The following is a 24,059-nucleotide window of genomic DNA, read 5'->3' as shown; positions in this document are numbered from 1 at the left end:
GAGCAAGCGTCGACCGGGGCAGGAAGAGCGTCACCGCACCGCGGAAGCGCATCACCGATCGGATGGATTACCTCACAACCGGCCAGCCGAGGAGGCGAGATGAGGTCATCGCTCCAGTTGATCAGGCCACTTTCCCTTCGCACCTGAATAGCGTCGACAACCGACGCCTATAAACATCCGATCTAAGCGAGTAGCCATGAGACTCAGGCCGGGCCTCTCAGTCTCGTTCGGGTGGCTTGATCGCGACGAGTTCGACTTCGAAGCCGTCATCGTTCTCCAGGTAGGCGGCATAGTGCTGTGCGCCGCCGGCGTAGGGGTGCCGCTCGGGGAACATCAGATGCCAGCCGTGCTGAGTGGCGTCGGCAGCCAACTTCTCGACCGTGGCCGCGTCTTCGACGTGGAAAGCCAGGTGGTTCAGTCCGGGGCGGCGACGGTCGTGCCGTTCGGCGGTGAGGGCCGGGGACTGCTCGATGACCAGGTAGGTCGGCCCGAGCCGCCAGCTGCGACCTCCGTCCCAGCTCTGGAAGAGCACGTAACCCAGTGCCTCCAGCAGCCATCCGAGCGAGGCGACAGCGCGGTCCAGGTCCGAAACCCACAGTTCGACGTGATGCAGGGTGCCGCGGGTCGGTCGGTTCATGCGGTCACCGCCTCGGCAGGTTCGACGAGGTGGCCGCATTCGAAGCGGGCTCCTGCGCGGACGAGAGCGACGAGGTGAGGTGCGCTGACCGGCCACCAGCGGGTCTGGGCGGAGTCGACGGGCTTGACCACCATGGCACTTGCGGCGGCGGCACTGTCGGCGCACCCGGTGTCGGCTGATCAGTTGCGCAAAGCCGGAGTTCTCCGATCCGGGTGTCGCCCTGCATGAGCCACCATCTGCCGCTCAGCTCCGCCCCCTTGGTCCGCGGTGGCCCGGCTGGCTGGCTACCGTCGCTCCAACGCAACGTACTCGGCGGCGAGTTCGTTCGCCATGCGGGTCACCGAGAAGCGCTCGGCGACCAGGTTCCGGCCTGCGGTTGCGTAGCGGCGGCGCTCGTCGTCGCTGATGTGTGCCAGGCGTCGTAGGCCGCGCATGAGGCCGGTCGGGGTGGAGGTGTCCATCAGGATGCCGTTCACCCCGTCGCGCAGGTAGTGGGCGACGCCCCCGCGCTGGGGGCCTGCGGCGGGCAGGCCCGCTTCCATCGCCTCGAGTATCGCGATCCCGAACTCCTCCTTGGCGCTCGGGCACACGTACCAACAGGGTGCCTGGGGGCGTGCCGCTAGGGCCCGCTGGAGACGGCGTACGTCGGCGTTGGGCAGTGCGGGCAGCAGGGCGATACGGCGGGATGCCTGGGGGACATCGGCGAGCAGGGTGTCGATGCGGCGGCGCATGTCCGTCTCGGCCTCGGTGGCGGTGTGCGGGCTGCCTCCGATGAGCACCAGGGTGCTGGTGCTGTAGCCGCCGGTCTCGAGCCATGCGCGTACCAGGAGGTCCTGCTGCTTGACCGGGTGGAGTCGGCCGACGGACAGCAGGAGGGGGAGAACGTGGTCCTCGGCGTCGAGGGCATCGGGGCGTGTGCCGTCCTGGTACAGGCCCGCGAGTGCGACGCGCCGGCGCTCGTGCTCGTCGGGGGCGGCCCGGTAGGGGGCGATGCCCTCGGGCGGGGCGCTGGGCCCTTTGCCCCCGGCGAGGTGTGCCAAGTGCGGGTAGTGGCGGACCAGTTCACGGGTTCCGCCGCGGCCCGGGATGCCGATGACCGTGTCCGCGCGCTCCACGAGACGGTCGGCCACGAACACGCGGTGCAGGTCGTGCCGCAACGCCTGGGCGGCCCCCGGGTCGTCGGGATCGCTCGCGGCGTGGCGTTCGGCGAGTCCGCGATGCGGATCCGGGGTGGCGGTGAACACCGAGGCGGCGCCCAGCTGTTCGGCGGCGTCGGCGAGTGCCAGGCTCGCGTCGTCGGCGTAGCGCACATGCATGACGTCCAGGGGTCGCGGCATGCGGCCCAGCAGCCGCACGGCCCACCACGTCAGCGCGGTTCGGTGCCGGTGTGTCTGTGTCGGCACGGGTGAGCGGGGCGTGTCGACGGGCAGCCTCAACACCCAGTGCCCGGTGCGTCGTTCGAATGCCAGCCGACCGTCGGCCGCCAGGTCCTCGTGTCCGGCCGTTACGACCGTGATCACGCCGGCGATTCCCTCGGTCTCGGCGAGTCGGTCCCCGAGGCCGCCGAGCAGGACCGCCATGCCCCCGCTGAGCCCCTGTCCTGGCGTGTCCAGGCCGCCCAGCAGCATGGTCTGGGCGACCACCCGGCCGTCCCGTCCCCCTTCTCGCGGCCCCAGCTCGGGTGTCGGCGGGTCCAGCAGCAGCCGTTCGTAGGCGTCCCCAGCCGTGGAGGGGGCGGGCAAGTGGGCCGTACCACCGGGAAGTCGGTGAAGGTAGCGCCATGCGGCGTGGCGTACGGCGCGGTCGGCGTGGCGCGCTGCGGGCGCGGCCTCGGCCGGAGTCAGGGGGGTGAGGCCGTTGGCCACGGCGAGGTCCAGGAGGTGACCGGTCGTGGGGGCGTCGGGTGATGCGGTGAGCGTCGCCCTCAGGGCCTCCTGCGCGTGGCGGCGGCCATGCAGGTGCACGGTCTGCGGCCACAGTTCGGTCAGCACCGCCCGCACCCACGGGCCGCCGTCGCGGTGGGCGAGCAGGGCCTGCGGCGTCAGCGACACGCCGAGGCGAGCGGCGCGCCGCAGGGCAGCCACGGCCGCGTCCTCCTGAGGGACGCCGAGCCCGTCGCCGGACGGCACGGTGCGCGGCCGTACCGCGTACTCGGCCTCCAGCAGTCGGACCAGGTCGTCCTGCGGGCGGTCGGCCGCGTCCCGCTCGCCGACGCGCCCGCTCCACATGCTGAAGAAGGCGGTCCGTGCGGCTACCAGGGGGTCACGGTCCTGCGTGGCGACGGCGGCCCGTCGTGCCGTGCTCGGGGTCGCCGGGGTGGTGGCGAAAGCGGCGGCGGTCACACGCTCTCCGATCTCAGAAACGGCTCTGACCTTGGTGGTTCCCGAATCGGTGGGCGCGCGGATGCACCCCGTTGCCGTGCTGATCGTCATGCCGTGCGCACGGCCCGTACGCGGCTACGATGCGCTGGCCCGGTCCGGACGGACCGCGGGCGCAGGACGTCTGGCCGAAGGGTTCGCATGCCGCGTGTCGTTGTCGTCAGTCCCCCGTTCCTGTCCCACGCGCAACCCTTGGCGGTCCTGGCCGGTGCCCTGCGCGAGCGGGGCGCGGACGTCCACTTCGCGTGTGCGCCGGCGTTCGAGCACCTGGCGCGACGGGCCGGGACAGGTTTCGTACCGCTGTCCGTGACCCGCAACGCCAACACCGGGGTGGCCGAGGCGACCCGGCAGGACGTGCGGGAGGCGGAGCGACTGCGGGAGTTCCTCGACGCGACCCGCGAGGGGGCCGTGGCCGCGCTGCTCGCCCAGGCCAGGCATCGGCGCGCGGACATGCTCGCGGACCCCGAGGCAGTCCTGGAGGCGCTGCGCACGACGGATCGGCGTCTGCGTCCGGACTGGTACGTCGTCGACCAGCTCAGCTACCCGGTCACCCTGGCCCTGCACTGTCTGGGCGTGCCGTACGCGACGTTCTGCCCCGGGCATCCGAGCTATGTGCTGTCGGGGCCCGAGGCGTGGTTCGGTCTCCCCTACGCCTGGCCCGATGCCGTACGCCCTGATTCCGAAGCTCTGGAGGAGCTGTCCGGGGCCGTCCGGGCGAACGACGAGGCCTTCACCCGTCAGTTCGCGGCTTTCACGCGTGAGCACGCGCCCTCCCGGCCTGCTCCGGGCAGGGCCTTCGCCCTGAGCTCCCCGTACGCCGTCGTGCACGCCTATCCGCAGCTGCCCTGGCTGCCTGCGAGGCCGGAGGGGCCCGTGCGGCTGTTCGCGGGGCACATGGCCGCACCGGTCGTGGGCCTGGACGCGCAGTGGGAGGCGCGGCTGAAGGGGCTGCGCGGTGCTGCGGCGCGGGTGGTCCTCGTCGCGCTCGGTACGTTCCTGTCCGCGCGCGACGATGTCCTGCGCACCGTGGTCACCGGGGTGCTGGAGGGCCTGCGGGACACCGCCGTCGTGGTGGCGGCGGGTGAGCGCACCGGAGCCCTGGCCGATCTGGTGGGTGACCGGGTCGTGGTGGTCCCTTCGTTGCCGCAGCAGGCCCTGCTGGAGCACGTGGACGCCATGGTGCACCACGGCGGCGGCAACTCCTTCACCGAGTGCCTGCGGGCGGGCGTACCCGCACTGGTGCTGCCGTTCTCGAGCGACCAGTTCTCCGTGGCCTACGACGCGCAGCGCTCGGGCGCGGGCGTGGTCCGCGACCCGAACAGGCTGACGAGTGACGACGTACCCACGGCTCTGCACGCCCTGTGGGGGGACACGGGCCCACGGCTGACCGGGCTGACTCGCGCGGTACGGGAGCGCGGTCCGGGCTGGGCCGCCGAAGAGCTCCTCGCGGTGATGGACCGGGGCGTGGCCGGGGACTGAGCCCTGCGTCACGCCGCCGAGGAGGCCCTCGCCGCAACGGCCCGACGCGCGAAGGTCGTTGAGTCCGGCGGCATGGACAGCGGACTCCGTGCACGAGGAGCGCTCAGGAACCCGGCAGACGCACAGGCGTGCCGAAGCGCACCGGGAGGCCCGGGGCGTACAGCACGCTGACGGGCTCGCCCTGCGGCTTCGGCAGTCCCGCCGCCGGGATCAGAGCGTCCTGCCAGTCCAGGAGGGTGCAGGCGCGGAAGGTCCAGGCAGGGTGCGCGTTGGGGAGGTAGTAGGTCTGTCCACGGAAGCGTTCGTGCAGCCCCCAACGGCAGGTGAGGAACTCCTCCAGTGGTCCGGGCGTCACCGGCGAGTCCTCGACGTCCAGCCACGCCCTTGCTCCGGGGTGGCCGTCGGTGCGGCGGGTGGTCGTGTACAGCAGACGGTTGTCGAACCATCCGGTACTGATGCGGGACCACTGGTAGGGCAGCCCGAATCCGGCGCGTGCCGTCAGGACCGGCAGGAGTCTGTCGCAGTCGAGCGAACGGAACACCACCCCGCGCCGGCCCTGGGCGTCGCGGCTGTAGAGGCGCACGTTGACCTCTCCGAACGAGCCCAGGTACGGCAGCGGCGGCGTCCGGCCGAACGCCAGGTTGTCCATGCGGAAGAAGACCAACCCCACATAGGTCCGCCCCTGGTGTAGGTCGGGCACGGTACCGGGCGGCAACAGCCCGGCCACCCGGAACGGATCCGCGGGCCAGTGCAGAAACACCAGGTCACGCCAGTGCTGGCGGAACAGCACCCGCCGCAGTGGCCTCGGGGGCAGCGGGGTGAGGGCCTCGGCCGGGCGGTGCGCTGGGGCGCGGTGAGGCGGCGGGGTGGAGTCGGCGCGTCTTCTCGGCATGTCCTACCGGACCACTTCGAGCGGGGTGATGGTGCCGGGCCGGATCAGGCGGGCACCGTCGGACAGGGCTGTGACGACCGCTTGCACCGCTTCCTCGACCGGCAGGCCCGGCGCCAGTCCCGGTGGCTCGCCCTGTACGGCCCGGTCGGCGAAGTCCGTGTCCATGTGCGGGAGGTTGATCTCGAGCACGCTCACGCCCCGGCGCCGCTGTTCCCGGCGGACCGCGGTGAGCCAGGCGGCCAGCGCGGCTTTGGCAGCGGCGTAGTCCGCCATCCGGGCAGGAGCCGCCTCGGCGACGACTCCCGTGACGGCGGCGAGGACCCCGCCCGCGTCGAGTCGAGGGGCAGCGGCCCGCAGGAACGCCATGGGGGCAAGCGCGTTGACCGCGGCCAGATGCTCGGCGACCGCGTCGCTGATCTCGGAGGCCGGGCCGAACGCGGCGACACCCACGCACACCACGACGCCGTCCAGGCCGCCCAACTCGCTCGCGGCCCAGTCGACGGTCCGCGCGCAGGCGTCGAGGTCCCACGCGTCGAACGTCCTGGCCGGCGCGCCTGCGCAGGACGCCGCGATCTGAGCGAGCCTGTCAGCGTCGCGGCCCGCGAGTGCCGGGCGGGCTCCGAGGGTGTGCAGGCGGGTCACGAGGGCTGCACCGATCCGGCCGGTGGCACCGGGGACCAGGATCCGAGCGCCACGCATCTTCATGCCGCACCTCCAGTGACTTCCGTGACTCCTGTGCCCCGCAGTGACTCCGGCGACGGCCGTGATCGTTTGTCTCGTGACTGCTTCGGCGGCCGGTGGCCGACCGGATGCAGGTCACGAGCTGCTGCTGGCTCTGGGATGCGGGCAGCGAGCGCCGAAGGGAGGGATGAGCAGGTGCGGAGAATTCAAGGACAGGGGTGCAGGCAGCTGTGTGCATCCGTCAGGCGCGCCGTGGGGGAAGTACTCGTGCTGGGACAGGTGGTCGAACTGATGGGAACGGAGCGGAGGGGCTTGTGATCGAAGTCGAGCGTGTGATGACGCTGGACCATCCCTTGACGGACGTGGTGGGCTTTCTCTCCGACTTCGCGAACACCGAGATGTGGGATCCGGGCACCGTGACCTGTGACCCTATCGGCAGCGGACCGGTGGCCGTGGGAGCCGAGTGGCGCAACGTCTCCGTCTTCCGCGGCCACCGCACCGAACTGCGCTACCGACTGGCCCGCTTCGACCCCGACCACCTGATCTTCGTCGGAAGCAACAAGACGGCCACGTCCACCGACGACCTGCGCTTCGAGAACGACGGTGGGCGAACCCGGCTCGTCTACCGGGCACGGATCGAGTTCGGGGGTCTCGCCCGGCTGGCCACTCCCCTGCTGAAGCGGGAGTTCGAGCGGCTCGGCGACGAAGTGAGCGAGCGACTGCCCCGGGCCGTCGACCACGCCCTCGGCGCCTCGTCTGGGGGAGCCGACCGCTCCTGGTGATCCCAGGGACCAATTCCCCTGCTTCTGCCTCGACGACCACCACTCGCCGAAGTGGACCGCAGGGCACGTCGTCGTGAACGACGAGGTGGTCGACCCGGCCGCTGGACCCGGACCGACCTCCCGCGCCAGTAGCTGATCGGGAAGCTTTGGCGGTAACGCCGTCTGGCCCGCCACGGTCACTCCGTGCTCAGCGGCAGGCCGTGGGTCGGATGACGAGGGGCTACGGACTATTCCCTGCGCCCGGCGACGAAGTGCGTCGCGGCGGTGAACCCGGCAAGGATCATCGCGGAGACCGCCAGCATCGCGCCAGCGGGGGCGAGCAGTTTCGTCGCGTCGGGGGTCGTGGACATCAGGGTGAACAGGCGGTTGACCGGAGGAGCGCCCTTGACGAAGAGGGCTCCCGTCATCAGCGCGAGAGCGGCGACCAGCGCATAGCCCTGCCGTTTGAAAACCAGGCGAGAGCACAGCACGCCGATGGCGATGCCGACGAGGGCACAGGTGAGCTGAGCCTCGATGCCCAGCAGGAGATCGGCCGCAGTGACCAGATAGTCACCCATCCACAGCGGGAAGAACAGCCCGAAGGCCATGAGGACGAGACAGCTCAGCAGTACCGTGCCGATCGCTGCGAGCAGAACCCTGAGCGACTGGCCGCCCGCGGTGATGACCACGATCGCCCTCTGCGGGGGATCGTCCAGGCTCATGACAGCCATGGTCAACCAGGTCGAGGAGACGAACAGCGCGCCGGCGGAGGAGGCGTAGGCGGGAGGCAGCGGGCCGGTGCCGTTGACGGTCAGCACGCCCATGAGGCCCATGAACAGGAGCAGCGGGGCGAGGTAGCGCTGCGTGTGGAGAACGGTGGCGAAGGTGTAGCGGATGAGCGCGATCACCGCATGTCGCCCTTCGTCGCGGGGCTCGGCATGTGGTGCTGGTCCGTGGTCGTTGTCCGGTGCTGGTCCGTGGTCGTTGTCCGATGCTGGTCCGTGGTCGTTGTCCGATGCTGGTCCGTGGTCGTTCCTGTGACGCGCTCGACGGACCAGCCGTGTTGGAGCGCGGTGAACAGCAGGGCGTCGGTGGACTCGCGCTGCACGCGCACCCTGACGCGTGTGACGTCCCGGCTCACCGCCAGTACGCCGTCCAGGTGTTCCCAGGCAAGGTCCTGCGGTACGCGACCGTCCCGGCCCGCGGTCAGGACGATGTCGGATGCAGGCTCGAGCTCGGTGGTCCACGGGTCCGACCCCTGCAACGACACGTGCCCATTGCTGACCGTGTAGGTCCGGGTGGCGCGCGCCCGGGTGACCGACTCGCGGTGGTCGGTGAACACGACGGTGCCGCCGGAGGCTGTCACCTCGCTCATGATCTCCGCGAGCACGCCGTGGGCGTCGGCGTCCAGCCCGGACCACGGCTCGTCCAGGACCAGCAACCCGGGCTCTACCAGGAGGGCTTGGGCCAGTGCGACCTTCTGCGCGTTGCCCTTCGACAGGCTCCGCAGGGGGGCGTGCGGGCCGCCCACCAGGGCGAGTCGGTCCAGCAGTTGGCCGGCCCGGGCTGAGGCGGCCGATGTGGTCAGACCGCGAACGCGACCTAGATGCGTCAAGTACGCCACGGCCGACATGCGTTCATTGGGAGAGAACCGGTCCGGAACATACCCGACAACGGGTGGCCGGGCCGCCACTGCGCCGCGGGTCGGCCGGGACAGGCCGACCGCGATCCGCAGCAGCGTCGACTTTCCTGATCCGTTCCCGCCGGCGAATGCCACGACCTCGCCGGCCGGGGCCTCCGCGTCCACGTCTCTCAGGATCCAAGCGCCACGGCCATAGCGCTTGCTCACGGAGTGAAGACGTAACAACTGATCTCCTTCGTCCGGCGCTCCCCCTACAGATGCTCGCAGACCACAGGGCCTGTCCGCTCGGCGTCGAGCATGCCGGCCGCGGCGCTCGTAGATCGGCTCAGCGGGGATCGCGAAGGCGGCGGCGTCAGGATCGCCGCCGCCAGGCGTCGCGAAGACGAGTTCAGCAGTTGCGCAGCGAGTGCACCGGGGTCCAGTCGGCGTACGTCTGGCTGGTCGGTGAGGCGTCCGTCCGCAGCGTGTTGCCGCCGCTGCCGTAGAAGCTGGAGACGGTGCCGGAGGTCTGGTTGTTGATGCAGTACCCGCCGCCGTCCCGGTAGGACACGGAGTGCCGGTTGCAGGGGTCTTGCTTGAACAGCTCCCAGTTCCCCGTGGCTGGGCCCCGGACCAGTTCGCACAGGTTCAGGTACTCGCACGTGTTGGTCTGCCCGGGGTTGACGTGACCCGCGATGGACCCCGGCGAGGTGTGGGGCGACGTCGCCTTGGGCGTCGAAGTTCCGAGAGTCCGCTCAGCTGCCCCGACCGCCGTCGGCCCGTGGTGTCCGGGCTCGAAGGCCGGGCACCACGGGCCGCTTGGTGCGCGTGCGGGTCAGGGTCGGAGGGCCGGTGCGGGGGCGGGCGTACGGCGTGCGGCGCTGCGGTAGGTGGAGATGCTCACCGCGAGCAGCCAGTAGCTCAGCAGCGCCCCCATCAGGGCCGTGCTGCCCCACCCGTTCGCCGCGTAGAAGTGCGCGGGGGTGTTGCCGAAGTACAGGGACGGCACGAAGGCCAGGTTCACCGCGGCAAGGCCGTACGCCGAGCGGCCGACCCAGCGGGGCAGCAGGTTCGCGTGGGTGACCGCGTAGCCGAGCGCGGTCAGGAACAGTGCGAGCAGCAGGCGGCCGATCGAACCGTAGAGGATGTACGTACCGCTGACGGTGATGGTCGGGTCGATCGGGTGGTCGGCGGCGATGACGGCACCGGCCTCCAGCCCGCTGGAGACCAGGGTGACGGTCGCGTAGACCAGTCCGGTGGCGAAGGCCACCGTGCCGACCCACTCGTAAGCGGGGTTCACCTGCTTGACCAGTTCACGCACGCCGGTGACGAAGAGGATCAGGGCCGCGAGCGCGACGATGCCGATCAGCAGCCGCGTCAGCACGTTGGTGTCCGGCGGCGGCCCCGAGTAGAGGAAGTACAGGGGTACTTCGATGATGAAGCAGACGGCCGCCGCTATGCCGGCCAGTCCCGTGGCGCGCCTGGCGATGATGTCGTTCATGTCGTTTCCCCCGAAGTGAGTGTGCCGTCGCCGGCTCAGTGCCGTGTCCGGCTCAGTGCCGTGTCCGGCTCAGTTCCGTATCGGCGTGTTGCCGACGAGGAAACTCTCCCGCGCACTCACCGCCACGTCGCTGGGTCTGGACACCGAACCGGGGGTGGGGCTGGGGACACCCCGCGGGGGCCGTACCCCCCTTGCCTACGGCCCGAACCGGCTCGTTGTCCCATGCCCTGCCTTGACGATTCCGGCCACGACGCCGTCGACGCTGGTCGTGTGGTGAGCCATGTCAGTTGGCGTTGCCGACGCCCCCGCCGGCGTTGCGTCCGAGGCGCAGCGCGGAGACGAGGAAGAAGATGCCGCCCAGCAGGGCGTAGCCGGCCAGACTGCTCAGCGAGGGGTCCGGGGCAGCCGCCTGCCGGAGGAACGAGAGCCCGGCGAGCGCGGAGATGCCGCCGCTGGCGATCATCGCCCACTGACCTCCGAGGGCGCGTCGCCGCAGAGCGACGATGAGCTGGACGAGGCCTGCCGTGACGGCCCAGGCCCCCCACACGCGCAGGACCCCCGGTATGCCGGAGGCTACCGCGAAGGCCAGTCCGACGGCGGTGAGCCCGCTGATCGCGATATTGGCATAGAGCCCGAGAGCGGATCGGCTCGCGCGGGAGGAGCGTGCATCGACGACGGCGGCGCCCACGTCGAACAGCGGGTAGATCACGAGCAGGGTCGCGCTCACTGGCCCGATGCTCGACGCGGTCGAGAAGAGCGCGACGGCCCAGATCAGGGCGAACGCGAAACGAACGAAGTAGAGCCGACGAAGCGCCGACGCGACGATGTCGGGGGCGGAGGCAGGGGCGGGGGCAGTAGTTGTGGTCATGACTTTTCCTTTCCAAAGGCCGTTGGGTCCGGCGTACGCCGGCATGGAGCGGAGTCGCGGCCCACCTCAGGGAGAAAGACCGTTCTCTCTTGCTGACTGGAGCCTGGCACGACTCCTCCGCGAACGCAAGACCGATCGTTCTTTCTGCTACGGTGGAGAAATGGCCACCCGGACACGTCCCGCCACCGGCAACCCGAACGGCAGCTCATCGGGAGAGCCGGTCCGCTCCGAGGCGCGAGAGCGCCTGCTGACCACGGCCAGCGGGCTGTTCTACCGCGAAGGCATCAGGGCGGTCGGCGTCGAACGGATCCTCGCCGAGGCCCCGGCCACGCGGGCGACGTTCTACCGGCACTTCCCCTCGAAGGACGACCTCGTGGTGGCCTACCTGCGCGGCGTGGACACCGCCACCCGAGCCAACGTGCAGGCCGCCATCGACGCCGCAGCCGCCCCGGCCGACGCACTGCGCGCGATCGGGACTGCTCTCGCAGACAGCCTGGCGTCACCGGAGTTCCGGGGCTGCGCGTTCCTCAAGGCCGCCGCCGAGTACCCCGACCCCGACGACCCGGTACGCCAGGTGATCCTTGATCACCGGGCCTGGTACACGGCCACCCTCACCGAACTCTTCGCCCAGGTCTTCGGGGACTCACCGCGTCGCGGCAAACCAGAACACGCCGCCCGGCACTTCGTCATGATGCGCGACGGCGCCATGAGCGGCGCCCACCTCGACGGCGCCGAAAGCGTCGGCGCCGCGTTCCACCGCGGCCTTGAGGGCCTGCTCACCATGCTTCACTGAGCCGCCGCACGGCGACGCGGCCCACGCTGTGAGCGTGGGCCCCCGACCGAGCGGGGTCGAACCCAGAGCGGGGTCCGTCGTCCGGCAGCGCCTCTCAGCGACCACCGGACGACGGTTCAGGACGCCGCTCATGCATCCCTTGTGAGTGATCCGGAGCCACCGGCCGCGCGGATGGGTGCGATCGTTCGGTCCGCGTGCCTTCGCCGTCTCCTCAGGTGCTCGTTGGCGAGCGTGAAGTGGTGGCAGCAGGCAGCGGCGACCGGCACGCTGGAAGTGCGGCATGCGCCCGTCCGGCCGGGGGTGACGCTGCTCGTTCTTCCTGACGGTCCGGAGATGTCGCGGCGCGGCGCGCGGCCCTGGCATCTGAACGTCCTGCGGATGCGGCCCGTTCTACGCGCGGTCTCCTGTGTGGTGCCGTTGGAACAGGCGTTGCTGGGACACGTGCATTACCGGAGTCGGGGATGGAATGCGGGCGCTGTGGTTGACGATGTCCTGCGGGCTCTCAACGACCTTGACCGACCGACCGGGCCCATCAGGACTGTGCTGGTGAGCCATGGCATGGGTGCCCGGGCGGCCTTGCAGGCCGCCGTTCATCCGCAGGTGGGCGGTGTCGTGGGTTTGGTCCCCTGGCTCCCCGATCACGAGCCGGTTGTCCAGCTGGCGGGGCGCGGAGTATTTCTGGCGCAGTCCGCCACCTCCGCCACGGGAGTGGCTCGGGCTCGGGAGTACACGCTGCGCGCACGCACCGCCGGCGCGCGGGCCGATGTGCAGCTGGTTCGCGGAGGAGACGCCTGGATGCTGCGGCATTCCGCCGCGTGGCACCGGGCAGCTGCGGCCGGGGTCCGCCGCGTGCTGGCTGCTGATGGCCAGGGCGCAAGGACGTAGATTCAGCGGTCGGTCGCCGACCTGCTGCACAGGGGAGCCGAGGAACGATGCCGGGCGCCGCGGCCGATCAACAGGCGCGGATCTGTTGCTCCGGCGGCGGCAACAGGTTCATGGGCGCGACCGCATGCTCATGCGGCCAGAGTTGTCTGCCCATCGCCTTCAGCCTCGTACAAACGCGATTGACGAGCCCTCTGCGCTTTGGCAGCCGACCAGTTCGGGGTGCGTCTTCAAGGAGCCGGACGAATCCGCGCCGCTTCCCGCTACGACTGTAAAAGCATCAGGCCTCCCCCACCCATCCGCCCCCGGACCGGCAACGGATCATTCGTGAGAGCACGAAGGGGCTGATAACGGATGGAACCGTCACCTGTGGTCCTCACTCTCAGGTCCCCTGAGTGCCTGAGTGCCGTGCGCGCGGATCTGCGCCATCAGCTTGCCCAGTGGGGCCGTCCCGACCTGTCGGAAGACTGTCTGCTGGTGGTCAGCGAGCTTGTCAGCAACGCCTTCGGTCACGGCCGGACGCCGGTCCGGTTGTCGCTGGCTCTCGAAGATGACCAAGTGCTCAGGATCCAGGTCACGGATACGGGTTCGGGGTTCGATGCCGAGCTCGTCAAAGCGCGGTGGCGACACCCCTCCTTTCGCCTGGGCACACGCGGGCGTGGCCCGCTGCTCGTCGACGCACTCTGCCCTGAGTGGGGTGAGCGGCACGATCGCACGGGCCACATCGTCTGGTGCGATCTGTCGCGCGCCATCACCTGACCACAGTGCCGAACATCCGCAGACAGCCCGTCGCTGCGCGCGCACTGCGCCCCAAGGCCGGCCAGTTCACTCGTAGGTGATGTCCATAGTGCGATTGACGATTCCTCGGGCGACATCGGTGCAGGTCTGATCCTGTGCGAAGGCCCGGGCCCGCAAGACCAGCAGGGCTTGTTGAGCGTTCACTCCCATCTGCGTCATGATCATTCCGGTGGCCAGGTGAATGTCCACCGCATTCCTTTTGGCACCAGGCCACATGGCGTCCTCGGACAGGTCTGCTGAGGAGTCACCCAGTGCGCCGACCATCAGCGCGAGCACCTCTGCAACCAGCGGCGCCGCCGCCCCCAGAAGCCGGGTGCTCTTGCCGTTCACACTCTCTCGATACAGGTCGAGTGTGCCCAAGGCGCCCGCTGGATGAGCGAGCGGCAACGAGAAGACGGCCTCAGCGCCGGCGTGTACCGCCTGGGCCGTGAAGAAGGGCCATCGGTGGGTGTACAGGCCACGTGTCAGGTCCGTAGCGAACACGGGATGCCCCAGACGCAAGGCCTGTACGGATGGGCCCTCACCGAGTGTGAACTGAGCCTCCGCGAGCAGCGAGGCGACCTCGTCGCTGGCGAACAGCAGAATGCTGGTGCCCAGCTCGGGCAGGGCGATCGACGCCGACAAACCGGAGACCTCCGGCAGAAGGTTCACACAGGCCCGGCACAGCGCATCGGGCACTTCGGCAGGCGGCAGTCCGGATATCGCTGTGGTCAGTTCACGCGCGATGCGCACCCTCTCGAGCCGTCCAGTGCGCGAAGCGTCCCGTCCGTCCGCCCCGCTTTCTGCCGACATCGTCATCCTCTCCGCCGGAACGTATTTCACTGCCGTGCCGCACCTCGTCAGACGGGGAAGCTCACGAGTGCGATCGGCGTGGTCGTGGGCTGCTGTGAACCGCCGACGGGTTCGACAGTCACGCCCATCCCCGATGCACTGTCCACGGCGCCGCGCATCAAGACGGCCTGGTCGCCGCCCCCCAAAAAAACCGAGCTGACGACCGCGTCGTAGACGCCGGCGAACGCCTTCTCGTCGCCCAGAGCAACGCACGCCACCAGCTCTTCCAGGTCCGGCTTCATCGATGGATCTCTGCCGATATGAACGGCTTCCTCCACAACGTCCTCCGCGGTCGGGACATCTCCGGACGTAATCCGTTCCTGCACAGGCCGCGGATTGGTCCGGCAGGCGACGAACGCGCAGGTGGCGTCGGACCGCACAGCGAGAAGACGGGAGGACCGAGGAGACTGCCGCCCTCGGGGGACGAAACCGCCCAGGCGCGAGCCGTCCTCCCGCACGCTCACGAAACGGCGATCGGATGGCGAGAGGACACAACAAGCCGAACGCGACGGGGCGCGAGCGCTGACCGACTGCAACAGCAGCAAGACCCCCGCAAGACCGTCCGCGCGCGTGCGTCGTGAAGATCAGCTGCCTCTGACGAACTTTGGCCCCGCAGGCCAGAGCATCCAGCCTTGACGCTCACCCCCGTGCAGTACCGTGTTGGCGTGTCCATGCGCCCTCCGCCACAGCCGCCCCCACAGAAGAGTCGAGTCGGCCCGGTGGTCGGGATCGCAGGCGGGGTGTTCGTGGTCGTCATGGCGATCTTGCTGACGCTCGTGATGATCAGAGCGAAGGCTGAAAGTGGCTTTCCCGAGGCGAAGTTCGCCCTGGTCCTGCCCAGGACAATGCTGGAGGGCCGATACGAGCTCACCAAGGACCTCTCCGACACCGTAGGCCGTAAGCTCGAGAAGGATTCGACCGGAATTTCGGACGCGAAGGTCACTCACTTCGTCGTGGGCCGGTACAGCCCGGGAAGCGACCTAACCAAGGGCGCGCTACTGATCACGGGCTTCTACGGCCGGTTCAAGAACGCAAACGACACGCGCTCCATGGCATTGAAGCGCGACGGTGAGGCCGACGGCGCGGAGGTGGACGTACCACCCAGGGATGTCACCCCGGCGGGGTCGCCCGTCAGAATCAGCTGCGAGGTGCTCATCCGGAAGCGACCCACGCTGACGCTCACCTACCCGGTCTGCGCGTGGGCGGACGGCAATACCTCGGCTCTGATAGCCAACATGACCTTCGGCGGCGTCAACGCCGATCTCGACCTGAAATCGGCTGCCAGGACCACGCTCGAGATCCGCACCGAGACTGTGCAAGCGATCAGCTGACCGCCCGGTCGGACAAGGGGCATGGACATTGAGCCTGCTCCGCACGAGCTGCTCCGAGCGCCGCTCGTCTGCGCGGAGTGGACAGAGCACCCTCCAGTCGCGGTCGCAGCGGTGGATGCTCACCGCCGAGCACTCCGATCCCACCGAGGCGCATCGCATCGGCCTCGTCCAGGAAGTCGTGCCCGACGGCGCCACGTCGACCGGGCCGTCGCCCTCGCGCAGACCATCGCCCGACAGGCAGCACTAGGCGTCCGTGTCGTGCCCCCATCCTTGTCGCACGGCGGACGGTCCAGGCACCAACGGCCCTCACACTAGTGGTGCCAGGCTCGCCCGCCCGTGTTGTGGATGAACCGCTGCAACACCTTGAGGGTGATCAGGTACTCCTCGTCGGAGACACCCGCGTGCCGTTCCGCCCAGAGCTCGTCCTGAAGGGCCGCGGCCTTGTCATAGAACGCCCTGCCCTCATCCGTGAGGCGCAGGTGTCCCTCCGTGTCCTCGGTGATCCAGCCCTGGGTGACGGTCCGGTCGATCTCCGAGTCCATGGTGTCGAGGCCGACCTCGAGGTAGTTCTGAAGGAGGCGGGACACTTCCGCACGGGTCTTGACGGTGTCGGCGCGTGCCACCTGCGCGAGGACCCACCACTGGGGCTGGGTGGTGCCGATCTCCGCGAGAGCGGACCGGGTGCGCGTGATGACGGCCTTGTGGGCCGCCCAACTCCAGTAGCCCATGGGCTGCTTGATCAGTTCGGCGTCGCTGTGTGAGTACTCCATGACCGGGACCCCTGCCGTTGTCTGCGTCGGTTCGACGGGATCGACCGTAGAAAGTCAACCGGACTTGAGGTCAAGGGCGTACCGGTCGACTCGTTCTGTGCGCGGGATGATCCCGCGGGTCGAAGCTGATCGCGCGCTTGTCGCCCATGTGCGAGAACCCGATCGCAGGCAGCCGAGTCGCCCGCGGCGTCTCAAGAAGAAGCACCGCGCGGGCTGGGACCGGCCCAGCCCCGGACGGCCTCGCTCCCCCTTCCTACGGCATGCCGAAGCCGCCGCGCCGTCATGGCCTCGAGACCCGAGCGATACTCGGCGAAGTCGGTCGGTGCAGGCTGGTCAAGGGCCAGGAGGACAAGATCACGGACATCCCGCCCGACCTCGCAGCAGTCGGTGTCGTCGGCTGAACGGGAGGGACGGGTTCTTCGCTGCGGCGTGGTGGTGATCGTGGCGCGCGGGTGACAATCGTCCGCATGATGGAGTCCTCCGGTGGTCCGTCCACCTTCCGTGACCTGTCCGCCTTCGTCGCCTGTTCCCGCGTCAACTCCCTTGCCCTGTCAGCCGATGGCACTCGGCTGGTCGCCGCCGTGCAGTCGCTGTCCGAGGACGGGACGCGGTTCGTGTCCGGCCTGTGGGAGATCGATCCGACCGGGAAACGCGACGCGCTACGGCTGACCCGGTCCGACAAGGGCGAGTCGGCGCCGGTGTTCGGCCCGGACGGCATGCTGTACTTCCTGTCGGAACGCGCCGCAGCGCAGGGAGATGAGGACGAGGGCCCCGCGCTGTGGGCGCTGCCGCCGCGCGGGGAGGCCGTCGTCGTGGCCCGGCACCCGGGCGGGATCGCCGCGGCCACCGTCGCCCGGGAGTCCGGCGCACTGTGCCTCACCGCGGGGCTGCTGCCGGGTGCCGCCGACGCCGAGGCACACGGCAAGCTGCGTGCGGCGCGCAAGGACGCGAAGGTCACCGCGATCCTGTACGAGGGCGGCCCGACCCGCGCCTGGGACCATGACCTCGGCCCGGCGGAGCCGCACATCTTCGTGCGGGCCACTGTGGGCGCCGAGCCCGTCGTCGCCGGCGGGCAGGGGATCGGTCTGGCGGATCCGGGGGACGCGGCACTGTCGCCGGACGGCACTCGGGTCGCGTACCGCCGGTTCGTACCCGGGCGGGTCCCGGACCGGCATCGCACCGCCGTGGTGGTGGCCGACGCGGTGAGCGGCAAGGAGATCCACGTCGTCGGTGATCCGGAGCACCTCTACGAGGGGCCGCGATTCACCTACGACGGCTCGGCCGTCGTGTGCTGCCGGATGCGTTACGTGACGTACGACGAGCCCTGGAACGCGACTCTGGTCCGGATCGACCTGGCCGACGGCACGGTGCAGGACCTGCTGCCCGGTTTCGACAACTGGCCCGGTGGCGTGGTCTGTTCACCGGTGGACGACACGCTCTTCTTCACGTCGGACGAGCAAGGGCACGCACCCGTCTTCCGGCGCGCCCCGGACGGAGGCGTCACCCGCCTCACCGCCTCGGGTGCGTACGGTTCGCTGACCGTGTCCCCCGACGGGCGCACCCTCTACGCCCTGCGCCATGCCGTCGACGCGCCGCCGACGCCGGTCCGGATCGACGCGGGCGCCGCTGACCAGACGCCGGCACAGCTGTCTGCCCCGGGGGGCGTCGGGGAGTTGCCCGGCACGCTCACCGAGGTGCATGTGGAGGCGGACGACGGGTTCCGGCTGCGCGGTTGGCTCGTCCTGCCCGAGGGCGCGTCCGCCGAGCGGCCCGCTCCCCTGCTCGTCGCCGTCCACGGAGGACCGCACTTCAGCTGGAACGGCTGGACCTGGCGCTGGAACCCGTGGCCGTTCGCCGCACGCGGGTACGCGGTGCTGCTGCCGGATCCGGCCCTGTCGACGGGGTACGGGCAGCTCAACCACCGGCGCGGCTGGGGGCAGTGGGGCGGGCGCCCCTACACGGACGTGATCGCGCTGACCGAGGCCACCGAGGCCCGCGACGACATCGATGCCTCACGTACCGCGCTCGCCGGCGGCTCGTACGGCGGATACATGGCGAACCGGGTCGCCACCCGCACGGACCGGTTCAAGGCGATCGTCAGCCATGCAGGCCTGTGGGACCTGCGGATGTTCCAGGGCGACACCGATGTGCCCTGGTACTTCCAGCGGATCTTCGGCGACCCGCTGACCCGCCCCGACCGGTACGAGGCCGACTCGCCGCACCTCGACATCGCGAACATCCGCACCCCGATGCTGATCATCCACGGGGCGAAGGACTACCGCGTGCCCGTCGGGCAGGGCGCCACGCTCTTCCAGGAGCTCCAGCGGCACCAAGTCCCCGCGAAGTACCTCTACTTCCCCGACGAGAACCACTGGATCCTCAAGCCGAACCACGCGCGCGTGTGGTACGAGACATTCCTCAACTTCCTCGACCACCAGGTTCTCGGCACGCCGTGGCAGCAGCCCGGGCTGCTCTGATGTCAGGCGCGTGACGGCGCCGCCGGCCGACACGCCACCCGTCCGTGTGCCTGAGCCGGCGGCCCTACTGCCCGGTGACGCGCCGGAAGGTCCATTGCTGGTTGGTGCTGCCCCTGTCGGAGTACTGGATGAGCGCGGCCCCGTCGGCCGTGCTGCCTGCGCTGACGTCGAGGACCTTGCCGCTGTTGCGGTTGACCAGGACGAACGCACCCCCGGTCAGCGGGCGCAATTGCCATTGCTGGCTGGTGCGGCCGTCCGCGGTCGACTGTACGATCCGCGCGCCGTCCGCGGTCGAGGAGCCCGATACGTCCAGGACCTTGCCGCTGCGGACGCAGGTGACGGTGTGGTAGCCGTCCGCGGTGGACTGGAAGGTCCACTGCTGGTTCGCTGCGCCCTTGTCGGACCACTGGATCAGGCCCGCGCCGTCCGCGGTCGATCCGCCGGAGACGTCGGCGACCTTGCCGCTGCGCACGCTGACGCATGTGTAGGCCCTGGTGGGGGCGATGGAGTACTGCACGGAGTCGATGTCGACGTAGCCGGTGTTGTTGGGGTTGTAGGTGTACAGGCCGATCCGGTCGCCGCGGTAGCCGCCCCAGGTGAGCTGGTAGGTGCCGCCGAAGGAGGTGAACGCGCTGCCGTCGAGGCTGTAGGAGAACTGGCTGACCCCGTTGACGTCCCAGGTGGTGCGCAGCCACACGGCGTTCTGCGTGATCGCCGCACCGTCGGTCAGGGTGCCGTTGACGTTGTTCACGATCGTGGTGGTGGTCCCGGAGCGGCGGACGCCCAGCCCGGCGTAGGTGGCGGCGTAGTGGCACAGTCCGGCGTGCTGGCCGTCGACGAGGCCGGCCAGTTCGAGACGGACCGTCACCGTCGCGCCGCCCGCGGTGCGCAGCACGCGTTGGGTGAGGGTGTTGCCGACCTTGGTCAGGTTGTCGGCCGCCAGCGGGGCGAACGCCTTCAGCCGAAGGCAGCCGGGGCGGTCGGTCAACGACCAGTGATCCGCGCGGGGTTGGTAGTACCACTCCCACTGAGGCTTGAGGCGGGTGTCGGTGAACAGGTCGCTGGTCACCACGGAAGGTAGCGCGTCGACCGGCAGACCGGGGGTGCCGCCGGCGGGGACCTGACCGGTCCAGACCATGGTGCCGATGCCGTCCGTGCCGACCTGGCCCAGGATGGGCCAGCCGTCGATCCAGGTCACCGGCAGCAGGGACAGCACGCGTCCCTCCCAGTCGCCGTGGCCGTGATGGGTGACGAAGTACCAGGTGCCGTCGGGGGCCTGTACCAGGCCGCCCTGGTTGGGCTCGCGGTCCACCGAGGAGTTGATGTGTTCGAGCTGCCGGGTCTCGTAGGGGCCGTAGAGGTTGGAGCTGCGGTTCATCATCAGCACCCGGCCCTCGGGCTTCACCTCGCTGTACAGGTGGTAGTAGAGGCCGTTGATCTTGTACAGCTTGTTGGCCTCGCTGCCCGACGACTGGTGGATGACCGTGGGCGAGCCGACCAGGGACTTGCCGTCCTCGGACAGCTTGAACAGGTTGATCTTGTAGCCGTCGGAGTAGTGCGAGGTGACCAGGTAGCCCTGCCCGTCGTCGTCCCAGAACGGGCAGGGGTCGTCCCAGCCGGAGGTCCGCCACACCGCCGTCAGCGGATCCCACGGCCCTTCCGGTGACGCGGCCGAAGTCATGAAGAAGCCTTCGTCGGGGGTGTTGAAGTACACCCAGTACCGGCCCGCGTGGAAGCGGATGGCACCGGCCCACACGCCGCGGCCGAAGCGGTTCATCCGGTCCCAGTTCAGATTCGGTCCGATCTGGGTCAGGTCACCGACCGCGCCGCCGAGCGTGCGCCAGTTGACCAGGTCCTTCGAGTGCAGCACGGCGACGCCGGGCGAGTAGCCGAACGTGCTGGTGATGCCGTAGTAGTCGTCGCCGACCCGGATGCAGTCCCAGTCGCTGAAGTCGCCCGGGAGGACGGGGTTGACGTAGGTGCCGTCGCCCTGGTCGCCCCACTTGCCGGCCGACAGTGCGGCGGCGGCCGCCGCTCTGCCCGGTGACAGCAGGCCCGGCAGCAGGAGTGCCCCGGTGCCGACCGCGGCGAGGCGGCCGAGTTGTCGTCTGGTGATGTCCACGAGTCCCGTCCCTTGGTAGGGGTCATCACATATGGGGTGGTACTGCTCGATGCGCATGCGCGGTGATGCCGGGCGGGATCAGTCGACGTTGACGATCTTCCACAGCTGGCTGTCGGCGTTCGTGTCCGTGGTCTGGGCGAGCTGAGTGCCGCCGGAGGACACGTCGAGCACCTTGCCGCTGTTCACGTTCTTGATCTTGTAGTAGCCGTTTCCGGTGGCGGTCAGGGTCCAGTGCTGGTTCGCGACGTCGGTGTCGGACGACTGGACGACGGTGGCGCCGTCCGCGGTGGATGCACCGCTGACGTCCATGACCAGTGCACTGTTGCGGCTGACGATCTCGTAACTGCCGTCACCCACGGGAACGAAGCGCCAGTTCTGGTTCCCGGCTCCGGAGTCGGTCCACTGGATGATGTTGGCTCCCGCCGTCAGCGATCCGCCCGACACATCGACGGCCTTGTTGCTGCTCTTGTTGACCACCTTGTAGTTGGCGTTCTTCGCGGGGAACTGGATGGAGGCGAAGGCGTCCAGCGCGCAGACGGCGTTGGAGGCGGCGGTGTTCTTCGTTCCCGTGCACACCACCCTGATCGTGTGCGGGCCCGCGGCCAGGTTCGTCCTCTCGAACAGCGGCACCTGCTTCGTCACCGTCGCCGCGTAGGCGTCGATGCCCGCCTGGGCCAGGGTGCCGTCGAGGTAGACGTCCACCTTGCCCATGTTCGGCTGCGTCATGCTGAGGTACCGCACGCCGGTGCCGGTGAACGAGAACTCGGCGTAGTTGCCCGCGGTGCTCGTGACCCTCTCGGAACCGTTCACGTCCTTGGTGTCGTTCCAGTTCGACCAGGTGCCGGAGTAGGTCACGCCCGCGGCCTTGTCGTCGACGTGGTTCCAGCGCTGCCGCACGAGGGCCTTCGACGCAGGGGACGTGTTCCCTTGGGCGTCCACGACGTAGAGCCGGTAGTCACCCGCCGTCTGCGGGACGCGGATGCTCGTCGAGGTGCCGCTCGCGCTGGTCATGGTGGGACCGGCGGCGAACGTGGTCGTACCGGCGGGAGCCAGCCACAGCGTCTTGGACGCGTCCTTGGGGCTGCGCACCGGGATGGTCATCACGCCCGTGCCGGCGAACGTGCTCGCGGGCAGCGCGTAGTCCTGCGCAGCCGTGACCGCGGCGGGCAGCAGGCTCTTGTAGGCCTCCTCGAGACCCGCGTTCAGGGCGATGCTGTACGCCTGGGACGGCCATACGTTGTCCCCGTACGCGCGTACGTCCGTGATCGTGCTGTTCGGAACGCTCCGGCCGGCGATCTTGTTGACGGTGCCGTAGTTGTTGGTGATGGTCAGGTCGTGCTGGCGGCCCCAGGTGCCGGAGTTGACGGTGTACGCCAGGCCCGGGTCGACGTCGAGCACGTTGTCGTGCTCGTTGAGGAAGGCGGAGCCTTCGTCGGGGTGCAGGCCGTACTTGTGGCCGGCCGGAACGCCCTTGATGTAGTTGTCGCTGATCTCCGTTCCCGGCTGGCTGCCCAGCGTGTAGATGGGAGCGGAGTCACCGAGCACCTGCATCGTGTCGATGATCTCGTTGTACTTGACGGTGTTGTTCCTGGCCGTGGTGGTCGCGTTCCCGGGATTGATCGAGTTCGCCGAGCCGTCGAAGTTCCACCATCCCCAGCCGAGGGTGATGCCCGCCCACGGGGACTTCTCGATCCGGTTGTGCTGCACGGACAGGGAATCCACGAAGTACGCCGACACCGGGCTGGAACCGTTGAACAACACCGCGCTGTCGTAGAGGTAGTTGTCCGTGATCGAGATGTTCTTGCAGAGCCCCTCGACGTTGACCGGGTACTTCTCGTTGTTCGTCGAGGTGTAGTCACCGATGTACACGTGCTGGGGATGTCCGACAGTGATGGCGGACCCCGCGATGTCGTTCGTGACGTTGCCGGTCAGCTGCGAGTCCGTCACGTCGTTGGCCAGGGTGATGCCGTCGGAGCCGGTGTGCTGAACCGTGTTGCGTGACAGGATGATCCCGTCGGCGTTCTCGATCTGGACGGCGGCGGGCGGCAGGTCGACGTTGCGGTAGGTGTACGCGTGGAAGTTCTTCCTCGCGTACACGTTCGCGCTGGCGTTGCCCTGCTGGCCCTGCCGGAAGACGGAGCCCGCGACATTGGTCAGGTTCCAGTCGGAGTGCTCGACCGTGAGCCCGGAGAACGTGATGTTCCGCGCGTGGTCGGTCCTCGACGAGCCGGCGATCTTCAGGAGGGTGGACACGTGGTTCGGCGCGAAGACCTGCGCCGACGTCATGTCGTCAGAGCTGGACTTGTAGTAGTAGAGCGTGTGGGCGGTCTTGTCGAAGTAGAACTCACCCGGCTTGTCCAGGAACTCGTACGCGTTCATGAACGTCTGGGTACCGGTGGCCTGGAAGTTGGCGTTGTACGCGCCCTGGGCTATCGCGGCGCCCGGCTCCTGGAACTGGGCCACGCGATTGGCGCCGTCCGAGCTGGTGGTGATCTGACGGACGCCCACGATCGCCGTCGTCCAGGTCGTCGCCGTCCTGATCTCGACGTCGTCCTGGTTGGAGGCGATGGCGGGCAGGTCGGCGAGGCTGTACTTCGCTCCGTCGCACTGCGATCCCGATTCCCAGGCCCAGGGGGCCTGACCGGCGGTGATGGTGTACGTCCCGTAGCATCCGGCCGAGTTGATCGTCTTCGAGGCCATCTCGGCGCGCTTGCCGTTGACGTAGAGCGTGCGGAGCTTGTCGTCCCGGTTGAGCGTGGCCTTCCAGATGTTCCCGCTGTGCTGGGTCCAGCCGGACACCTGAACGCCTGCGTCGAGGACCGGCTTCTCGCCCGGGTAGGCGGCGTACACGATCTGGTGCCCGTTGGTGCCGGAGTCGGCCGAGGTGAAGCCGATCGTGCTGCTCACCGGGTACGTACCGCCCCGGAGATAGACGTTGATGTCTCCGGTCATGTTGTCGTTGACCGTGCGCACCACGTCCCGGGCGTGTTGCAGGGTCTTGAACGGTGCGGAAATCGTCCCGGCGTTGGCGTCGTCGCCGTTGGGGGCGACGTAGTACGTCGCCTGGGTCGCGGCCGAGGCCGGGACCGGTGTCGTGAGGGAGGTCAGCACGACAGCGGAGACCGCGACCGGGAGCGCTGCCGCCAGACGGCGGAAGACGGAGGCGGCAGGAGCTCTGCCCCTCCGGTTGCTTCGGACGGTCGGCAAAGCGTTCATGCGTCGGCTCCTGCGGCTCTG

22 protein-coding genes and 1 pseudogene are annotated in these 24,059 nt (G+C 69.3%); 8 read left to right on the top strand and 15 right to left on the bottom strand.

Annotation, left to right across the window (positions count from 1 at the left end; translation table 11 throughout):
- Positions 1 to 217: 217 nt before the first annotated feature.
- The 3 genes and pseudogenes from H295_RS0133705 to H295_RS43955 form a co-directional block, all read right to left on the bottom strand.
- The gene (locus H295_RS0133705; RefSeq protein WP_020139770.1) at positions 218 to 637 is read right to left on the bottom strand and encodes a VOC family protein; all 420 of its coding nucleotides are present in this window, start codon (positions 635 to 637) and stop codon (positions 218 to 220) included.
- Positions 634 to 792 (bottom strand): annotated as a pseudogene (locus H295_RS48160) (IS256 family transposase); the annotation flags it as partial. The gene H295_RS0133705 and the pseudogene H295_RS48160, both read right to left, overlap by 4 nt.
- A gap of 129 nt (positions 793 to 921) precedes the next feature.
- On the bottom strand, positions 922 to 2,979 hold the full coding sequence (locus H295_RS43955; protein ID WP_020139768.1) for a glycosyltransferase family 4 protein: 2,058 nt from the start codon (positions 2,977 to 2,979) through the stop codon (positions 922 to 924).
- A 177-nt stretch (positions 2,980 to 3,156) separates the two neighbouring features.
- Here H295_RS43955 and H295_RS0133690 point away from each other — a divergent pair, with 177 nt between their 5' ends.
- On the top strand, positions 3,157 to 4,494 hold the full coding sequence (locus H295_RS0133690; RefSeq protein WP_020139767.1) for a glycosyltransferase: 1,338 nt from the start codon (positions 3,157 to 3,159) through the stop codon (positions 4,492 to 4,494).
- A gap of 103 nt (positions 4,495 to 4,597) precedes the next feature.
- Here the strand turns inward: H295_RS0133690 and H295_RS0133685 are convergent, their stop codons facing one another.
- Together H295_RS0133685 and H295_RS0133680 are read right to left on the bottom strand one after the other, a co-directional pair.
- A complete protein-coding gene (locus H295_RS0133685; protein ID WP_078616826.1) occupies positions 4,598 to 5,386 on the bottom strand; it encodes a YqjF family protein in 789 nt (262 codons plus the stop codon).
- A gap of 3 nt (positions 5,387 to 5,389) precedes the next feature.
- Positions 5,390 to 6,091, bottom strand: coding sequence for an SDR family NAD(P)-dependent oxidoreductase (locus H295_RS0133680; RefSeq protein WP_020139765.1), 702 nt, complete (start codon positions 6,089 to 6,091; stop codon positions 5,390 to 5,392).
- Between the two features lie 290 nt (positions 6,092 to 6,381).
- On the opposite strand from H295_RS0133680, the gene H295_RS0133675 reads away from it, so the two are divergent.
- Positions 6,382 to 6,849 (top strand): SRPBCC family protein, encoded by a 468-nt coding sequence (locus H295_RS0133675; protein ID WP_020139764.1) that lies wholly within the window; start codon positions 6,382 to 6,384, stop codon positions 6,847 to 6,849.
- A gap of 227 nt (positions 6,850 to 7,076) precedes the next feature.
- On the opposite strand, the gene H295_RS0133670 is transcribed toward H295_RS0133675, so the two are convergent.
- The 5 genes from H295_RS0133670 to H295_RS0133650 all read right to left on the bottom strand — a co-directional run bounded on the left by H295_RS0133670 (position 7,077) and on the right by H295_RS0133650 (position 10,818).
- Entirely contained in the window at positions 7,077 to 7,736 is a 660-nt protein-coding gene (locus tag H295_RS0133670) for a hypothetical protein (protein WP_020139763.1), read from the bottom strand.
- Complete coding sequence (locus H295_RS43950) at positions 7,733 to 8,635, bottom strand: ATP-binding cassette domain-containing protein (RefSeq protein WP_234021742.1); 903 nt, start codon at positions 8,633 to 8,635, stop codon at positions 7,733 to 7,735. Before H295_RS43950 ends, H295_RS0133670 begins: the two co-directional genes overlap by 4 nt.
- 223 nt (positions 8,636 to 8,858) lie before the next feature.
- Positions 8,859 to 9,020: a hypothetical protein gene (locus H295_RS47310; protein ID WP_020139761.1), complete on the bottom strand. Its 162-nt coding sequence runs from the start codon at positions 9,018 to 9,020 to the stop codon at positions 8,859 to 8,861.
- Between the two features lie 264 nt (positions 9,021 to 9,284).
- Positions 9,285 to 9,950 carry a hypothetical protein gene (locus H295_RS0133655; protein WP_020139760.1) on the bottom strand — a complete coding sequence of 222 codons (666 nt, stop codon included), beginning with the start codon at positions 9,948 to 9,950 and terminating at the stop codon, positions 9,285 to 9,287.
- Between the two features lie 283 nt (positions 9,951 to 10,233).
- Positions 10,234 to 10,818: a hypothetical protein gene (locus tag H295_RS0133650; RefSeq protein ID WP_020139759.1), complete on the bottom strand. Its 585-nt coding sequence runs from the start codon at positions 10,816 to 10,818 to the stop codon at positions 10,234 to 10,236.
- A gap of 160 nt (positions 10,819 to 10,978) precedes the next feature.
- Here H295_RS0133650 and H295_RS0133645 point away from each other — a divergent pair, with 160 nt between their 5' ends.
- From H295_RS0133645 to H295_RS0133635, 3 genes are all read left to right on the top strand, one after another.
- Positions 10,979 to 11,611: a TetR/AcrR family transcriptional regulator gene (locus H295_RS0133645; RefSeq protein ID WP_020139758.1), complete on the top strand. Its 633-nt coding sequence runs from the start codon at positions 10,979 to 10,981 to the stop codon at positions 11,609 to 11,611.
- A gap of 231 nt (positions 11,612 to 11,842) precedes the next feature.
- Positions 11,843 to 12,496, top strand: coding sequence for an alpha/beta hydrolase (locus tag H295_RS43940; RefSeq protein WP_158691093.1), 654 nt, complete (start codon positions 11,843 to 11,845; stop codon positions 12,494 to 12,496).
- Positions 12,497 to 12,847: 351 nt separating this feature from the next.
- Positions 12,848 to 13,252, top strand: a complete 405-nt coding sequence (locus H295_RS0133635; RefSeq protein WP_106961002.1) for an ATP-binding protein — start codon at positions 12,848 to 12,850, stop codon at positions 13,250 to 13,252.
- Between the two features lie 66 nt (positions 13,253 to 13,318).
- Here the strand turns inward: H295_RS0133635 and H295_RS0133630 are convergent, their stop codons facing one another.
- Together H295_RS0133630 and H295_RS48795 are read right to left on the bottom strand one after the other, a co-directional pair.
- Positions 13,319 to 14,023 carry a GAF and ANTAR domain-containing protein gene (locus H295_RS0133630; RefSeq protein ID WP_234021740.1) on the bottom strand — a complete coding sequence of 235 codons (705 nt, stop codon included), beginning with the start codon at positions 14,021 to 14,023 and terminating at the stop codon, positions 13,319 to 13,321.
- Positions 14,024 to 14,130: 107 nt separating this feature from the next.
- On the bottom strand, positions 14,131 to 14,400 hold the full coding sequence (locus H295_RS48795; protein ID WP_106961008.1) for a hypothetical protein: 270 nt from the start codon (positions 14,398 to 14,400) through the stop codon (positions 14,131 to 14,133).
- Between the two features lie 441 nt (positions 14,401 to 14,841).
- Between H295_RS48795 and H295_RS0133620 the strand changes: the two genes are divergently transcribed.
- Positions 14,842 to 15,453 carry a hypothetical protein gene (locus H295_RS0133620; RefSeq protein WP_020139753.1) on the top strand — a complete coding sequence of 204 codons (612 nt, stop codon included), beginning with the start codon at positions 14,842 to 14,844 and terminating at the stop codon, positions 15,451 to 15,453.
- Positions 15,454 to 15,764: 311 nt separating this feature from the next.
- On the opposite strand, the gene H295_RS0133615 is transcribed toward H295_RS0133620, so the two are convergent.
- Positions 15,765 to 16,223, bottom strand: coding sequence for a MarR family winged helix-turn-helix transcriptional regulator (locus H295_RS0133615; RefSeq protein WP_020139752.1), 459 nt, complete (start codon positions 16,221 to 16,223; stop codon positions 15,765 to 15,767).
- Positions 16,224 to 16,369: 146 nt separating this feature from the next.
- On the opposite strand from H295_RS0133615, the gene H295_RS48790 reads away from it, so the two are divergent.
- Both H295_RS48790 and H295_RS0133605 read left to right on the top strand, forming a co-directional pair.
- A complete protein-coding gene (locus tag H295_RS48790) occupies positions 16,370 to 16,624 on the top strand; it encodes a hypothetical protein (RefSeq protein WP_420706280.1) in 255 nt (84 codons plus the stop codon).
- A 66-nt stretch (positions 16,625 to 16,690) separates the two neighbouring features.
- A complete protein-coding gene (locus H295_RS0133605) occupies positions 16,691 to 18,700 on the top strand; it encodes an alpha/beta hydrolase family protein (protein WP_020139750.1) in 2,010 nt (669 codons plus the stop codon).
- A gap of 64 nt (positions 18,701 to 18,764) precedes the next feature.
- Here H295_RS0133605 and H295_RS0133600 read toward each other — a convergent pair whose 3' ends face one another.
- Together H295_RS0133600 and H295_RS0133595 are read right to left on the bottom strand one after the other, a co-directional pair.
- Positions 18,765 to 20,822 carry a family 43 glycosylhydrolase gene (locus tag H295_RS0133600; protein ID WP_020139749.1) on the bottom strand — a complete coding sequence of 686 codons (2,058 nt, stop codon included), beginning with the start codon at positions 20,820 to 20,822 and terminating at the stop codon, positions 18,765 to 18,767.
- A 78-nt stretch (positions 20,823 to 20,900) separates the two neighbouring features.
- Entirely contained in the window at positions 20,901 to 24,038 is a 3,138-nt protein-coding gene (locus H295_RS0133595; protein ID WP_020139748.1) for an RICIN domain-containing protein, read from the bottom strand.
- Between the last annotated feature and the right edge of the window lie 21 nt (positions 24,039 to 24,059).

It is taken from the genome of Streptomyces sp. 351MFTsu5.1 (assembly GCF_000383655.1).
Lineage (GTDB): Bacteria > Actinomycetota > Actinomycetes > Streptomycetales > Streptomycetaceae > Streptomyces > Streptomyces griseorubiginosus.
Note: the sequence above shows the minus strand (reverse complement) of the source record. Positions and strands in the feature narration are given on the sequence as shown.

What these genes read in the sequence shown, in the direction of transcription:
- H295_RS0133705 (WP_020139770.1), bottom strand. Translation starts at nt 637, where the DNA reads ATGAACCGACCGACCCGCGGCACCCTGCATCACGTCGAACTGTGGGTT.
- H295_RS0133690 (WP_020139767.1), top strand. Translation starts at nt 3,157, where the DNA reads ATGCCGCGTGTCGTTGTCGTCAGTCCCCCGTTCCTGTCCCACGCGCAA.
- H295_RS0133685 (WP_078616826.1), bottom strand. Translation starts at nt 5,386, where the DNA reads ATGCCGAGAAGACGCGCCGACTCCACCCCGCCGCCTCACCGCGCCCCA.
- H295_RS0133680 (WP_020139765.1), bottom strand. Translation starts at nt 6,091, where the DNA reads ATGAAGATGCGTGGCGCTCGGATCCTGGTCCCCGGTGCCACCGGCCGG.
- H295_RS0133655 (WP_020139760.1), bottom strand. Translation starts at nt 9,950, where the DNA reads ATGAACGACATCATCGCCAGGCGCGCCACGGGACTGGCCGGCATAGCG.
- H295_RS0133650 (WP_020139759.1), bottom strand. Translation starts at nt 10,818, where the DNA reads ATGACCACAACTACTGCCCCCGCCCCTGCCTCCGCCCCCGACATCGTC.
- H295_RS0133645 (WP_020139758.1), top strand. Translation starts at nt 10,979, where the DNA reads ATGGCCACCCGGACACGTCCCGCCACCGGCAACCCGAACGGCAGCTCA.
- H295_RS0133635 (WP_106961002.1), top strand. Translation starts at nt 12,848, where the DNA reads ATGGAACCGTCACCTGTGGTCCTCACTCTCAGGTCCCCTGAGTGCCTG.
- H295_RS0133615 (WP_020139752.1), bottom strand. Translation starts at nt 16,223, where the DNA reads ATGGAGTACTCACACAGCGACGCCGAACTGATCAAGCAGCCCATGGGC.
- H295_RS48790 (WP_420706280.1), top strand. Translation starts at nt 16,370, where the DNA reads ATGTGCGAGAACCCGATCGCAGGCAGCCGAGTCGCCCGCGGCGTCTCA.
- H295_RS0133605 (WP_020139750.1), top strand. Translation starts at nt 16,691, where the DNA reads ATGATGGAGTCCTCCGGTGGTCCGTCCACCTTCCGTGACCTGTCCGCC.
- H295_RS0133595 (WP_020139748.1), bottom strand. Translation starts at nt 24,038, where the DNA reads ATGAACGCTTTGCCGACCGTCCGAAGCAACCGGAGGGGCAGAGCTCCT.